This window comes from Vibrio sp. 2134-1 (genome assembly GCF_033339495.1).
In genome coordinates this window covers 1-768 of the sequence record NZ_JAWOUS010000330.1, presented here as the reverse complement: position 1 = coordinate 768, position 768 = coordinate 1, and the positions used below count along the sequence as shown (strand labels likewise).

At 50.3% G+C, this 768-nt stretch carries 2 protein-coding genes and 1 pseudogene; all 3 read right to left on the bottom strand.

What is annotated here, in order from left to right:
• Window positions 1-13: 13 nt before the first annotated feature.
• The gene (locus R7R78_RS25790) at window positions 14-205 is read right to left on the bottom strand and encodes a hypothetical protein (RefSeq protein ID WP_000651508.1); all 192 of its coding nucleotides are present in this window, start codon (window positions 203-205) and stop codon (window positions 14-16) included.
• Between the two features lie 57 nt (window positions 206-262).
• On the bottom strand, window positions 263-538 hold the full coding sequence (locus tag R7R78_RS25785; protein WP_000340223.1) for a hypothetical protein: 276 nt from the start codon (window positions 536-538) through the stop codon (window positions 263-265).
• Between the two features lie 4 nt (window positions 539-542).
• Window positions 543-768 (bottom strand): annotated as a pseudogene (locus R7R78_RS25780) (hypothetical protein); the annotation flags it as partial.

The following is a 768-nucleotide window of genomic DNA, read 5'->3' as shown; positions in this document are numbered from 1 at the left end:
GTTACAGTCATAGTTACTTCACGCCTGCCAGTTGAGAATTGATGTTCTCTTCCAGCCAGCCTTGAAGCGATTCAAGGTCACGTTTGTCTTCCGTATTGCTGGCTTTACGTGCATCTTCCGACACAGCGCTCAACATGGCGTTAGCCTCAGCAAGTGATTCAACATTGTTCCCAGGGAACACAATCGTTTGACTGTGATCTTTCATGGTCTTCTCCTTTGAGAATGGAGGACCGTCTCCCATCAGGAAGAGCGGCCCCGTGGGTTAAAAGTAAAAATCCTCCAGCTCTTCATGGTCAGGCTTTCGCTCAACTGGTCGAAGCAACTCAGCTTCATCAGCGAACTCAAGCTCAGGATGAAAAGCAGGATGAAATCCTCGATGCCAGACTGGACGGTCATTATCGAGGTCTAAGTAGCAGTGCCTCCCACTGGCTGGGTGATAGCAGTAAAGCCACTGTCTACCACTAACGGTAAACGGCTTCTCTGCACCTCCACATGCCGGTACAAGGTTATCTGCTGCTATATGCGCTACAGCATCCATAGGATCAGTCCTCATCTTCGTCATCACGAACACAAAGATCACGAGCAACTATTTCCGCAGCTATCAACGCATAATCGTTGCCCTGCCAGAACCACCGCTCCGCCAGCTCATAGGCTTCGCTGGAAGGTTCGCCATAACCATGAGCCACCACGTAATCGTGGAACACTTCATGATCAAATGCCTTGCCATCAGCTTCCATGAACCAACCGACAGGGCACTCCAGAATGCGA

Bases quoted from the DNA above. Each gene is read 5' to 3' on its own strand.
- R7R78_RS25785 (WP_000340223.1), bottom strand. From the start codon at position 538: ATGGATGCTGTAGCGCATATAGCAGCAGATAACCTTGTACCGGCATGT.
- R7R78_RS25790 (WP_000651508.1), bottom strand. From the start codon at position 205: ATGAAAGATCACAGTCAAACGATTGTGTTCCCTGGGAACAATGTTGAA.